The organism is Streptomyces odonnellii (assembly GCF_000981895.1).
Classification (GTDB): domain Bacteria; phylum Actinomycetota; class Actinomycetes; order Streptomycetales; family Streptomycetaceae; genus Streptomyces; species Streptomyces odonnellii.
Genome location: NZ_LATD01000501.1, coordinates 1 through 2,753, shown reverse-complemented (window position 1 = coordinate 2,753; position 2,753 = coordinate 1). Strand labels below are relative to the sequence as shown.

Annotated in this window: 3 protein-coding genes; 1 reads left to right on the top strand and 2 read right to left on the bottom strand. The window is 75.2% G+C overall.

Going from position 1 to position 2,753, the window contains the following annotated elements; all coding sequences use genetic code 11:
- A partial coding sequence (locus tag WH07_RS33980) for a sensor histidine kinase (protein WP_332836392.1) occupies positions 1-1,364 on the top strand: 1,364 nt, incomplete at its 5' end.
- Positions 1,365-1,416: 52 nt separating this feature from the next.
- Here the strand turns inward: WH07_RS33980 and WH07_RS33975 are convergent.
- The gene (locus WH07_RS33975) at positions 1,417-1,992 is read right to left on the bottom strand and encodes a histidine phosphatase family protein (protein ID WP_046508706.1); all 576 of its coding nucleotides are present in this window, start codon (positions 1,990-1,992) and stop codon (positions 1,417-1,419) included.
- A gap of 32 nt (positions 1,993-2,024) precedes the next feature.
- Positions 2,025-2,753: aminotransferase-like domain-containing protein (locus tag WH07_RS33970; protein WP_046508705.1), on the bottom strand; the 729-nt coding region annotated here is incomplete at its 5' end.

The window sequence follows — 2,753 nt, the reverse complement described above, 5'->3', positions numbered from 1 at the left end:
CCCCCCTTCCGCCGGACGGCCGCCCGCCGACACCCCGCCCGCCGGCGTTCGTCCCGCCGCGCGCGCTCTCCGCCGCGTATCCGCTGCGCTCCTTGCAGTGGCGCATCATGGGCCTCGTGGCCGCGGCGACCTGTGTGGCCGTCGTCGTGCTGGTCGTGCTGGTCGACCGGGCCTCGCGCGCCTTCGAGCTGGAGCAGTCGCGCTCCATCGCCACGCTCACGCTCGACCGCGCGGCCGTGGCGTACGCGCGCACCGGAACGGTCGGCGGTACGGGAGCCGAACTGGACGCGCCCGGAGTCCCGGGTGAGCTGCGCGCCCTCGTACGGCAGGGGCGCCGCGGTACGCAGTACGGGCACGGCGAGACCGGCGGCGACGGCCCCGCGATGTGGGCGGCGCGGCCGGCCGCCGGGCGGACCCTGTCCGTACGGCTCCCGCTGGGCCCGGCGCTCAACGACCTGGACGCGTTCAACAAGAGCGTCCTGAGAGCGGGACTGCTGACGGCCGCCGTCGTTCTGCCGCTGGTGAGTCTGGTCGCCAGGAACATGAGCCGCAGGCTCAGATCGGCCGCCGCGACCGCCCAGCGGATCGCGGCCGGTGATCTGGACGCGCGGATCTCGGCGCGCCCGCGCGCGTTCGACGAGATCTCCGAGATCTCCGGTGCCGTCGACTCGATGGCCGCCTCGCTCCAGACGCGGCTGCGCAACGAACAGCGCTTCACCGCGGATGTCGCCCATGAGCTGCGCACCCCGCTGATGGGTCTGCTCACCGCCGCCGAACTGCTGCCGGACGGCGAGGCCGAGCGCTATGTGCGGAACCGGGTGAAGGCGCTGTGCGCGCTGGTGGAGGACCTCCTGGAGATCTCCCGGCTCGACGCGGGGGTCGAGCGCGCCGATCCGCGGCTGTGCGGTCTGGTGGCGCTGGTCGAGGAGGCGGTGGAACGGGCCGGAGCCCGCGGCGAGGTGGCGGTGCTGGCCCCCGGGGTGGCCGACCCGGCGGCCGTCCGTGTGTGGACCGATCCGCGCAGGCTGGAACGGATCGTCACCAATCTGGTCGGCAACGCCCACCGGCACGGACGGGCGCCGGTGACGGTGACAGTGGGGGTGGACGCCACGACCGGTGTCACCACCATTTCCGTACGGGACCGGGGCCCGGGCTTTCCGCCCGGGCTGCTCGACGACGGGCCGCAGCGGTTCCGCACGGGAGCGCGCGAGCGGGGCACCGGACACGGTCTGGGGCTGACGATCGCGCTCGGGCAGGCGAGGGCGGTCGGGGCCACGCTGGCGTTCGGCAACGCTCCGGACGGCGGCGCGGTGGTCGTCGTACGGCTGCCGCACGGCCCGGCGGCGGGCCTGGCGCCCCGCTGACACCTCCGTGGCGTCCGGCCAGGACCGGGCCGCCGGGCGCCACTCGGTGCGGTTATCCGGCGGCGCCGACCTGGAGGTGCCAGTGCCCCGGCGTGCCGTTCAGGGTGACCGTCGACAGCGGGCGGACATCCACGTACCAGTACGTCCGGGGCGGCGCCTTCAGCGCGTACACCAGCGCCGCCCGTACGACCGCGGGTTCCGCGACCGCGACGATCGCGGCGATGTCCTGCGCGGGACGGGTGTCCAGCCAGCCCCCGATCCGGGAGATGAAGGCCAGCAGGGGCTCGCCGCCGTGCGGCGCGGCGCGCGGGTCCGCGAGCCACGCGTCGACGGCGGCGGGCTCCCGGGCCACCACCTCGGAGAGCGTGAACCCGCGCCACCTGCCCATGTCGCAGTCGCGGAGGGCGGGCTGCGCGAGCGGCGCGAACCCCAGCGCGTCACCGGTGGCACGGCTGCGCGGGGTCGGCGAACAGTAGCGGAGATCGGCGGCGGCCAGCGGGATCAGGGTGTGGGCGGCGAGCTGCGTCTCGTACCATCCCACCTGGTCGAGGGACCGGTCGTCGTCGAAGCGCTCGTCGAACACGTCCGAGCTGCGCGCGGCGGCGACCAGCGTGACCCGAACACTCATGGGCGTGATCGTGGGGCCGATTGCCCAGCAGGTCAAGAGGCTCCTCGCGGCGGTGCGCCAGGCGCCCTGGAGTCGGGCGGGACGAGTGCCTCGTCGCAGGCGGTACGGAGCCTCCGTACCCCCTCGGTGATCTCGGCCGGGCCCGCCACCGCGGCGAAGCTCAACCGCAGGTGGGGGGCGGGCGGTTCGGCGCTGAAGTACGGCCGGCCGGGCGTGACCGCGACCCCGGCGCGCAGCGCGGCGGAGACGACGGCCTGCTCGTCCGTGCCGTCGGGAAGCCGGAGCCAGAGGTGATAGCCGCCGGACGGAATGTGCGGGAGATCCAGCTCGGGCAGCTCCACGCGGAGCGCGGCGGTGAGGGTGTCCCTGCGGGCCTTCAGCGCCGTGGAGACGGAGCGCAGATGCCGGGTCCAGGCGGCGGAGCCCACCAGCTCCAGCGCGGCTTCCTGGAACGGGCGCGGCACGAAGAAGGTGTCGACGACATGGATCGCGCGCAGCCGCTCCAGCACCGGGCCGCGGGCCGCGAGCGCCCCCACCCGCAGGCTCGGCGACGACGCCTTCGTCAGGGAGCAGACATGGACGACCACACCGTCCGGGTCGTCGGCGGCGAGCGGCCGGGGCAGCGGGCCCGCGTCGTCGTGCGCCAGGAGCCGTACGAAGTCGTCCTCGACGACGAAGGCCCCGGCCTCCCGGGCGATACGCAGCACCTCGGGGCGGCGCGCCGGGGAGAGCACGGCGCCGGTGGGGTTCTGGAACAGCGG

Excerpts from the sequence above, each read along its gene's own strand:
- WH07_RS33975 (WP_046508706.1), bottom strand. The coding sequence starts at position 1,992 with ATGAGTGTTCGGGTCACGCTGGTCGCCGCCGCGCGCAGCTCGGACGTG.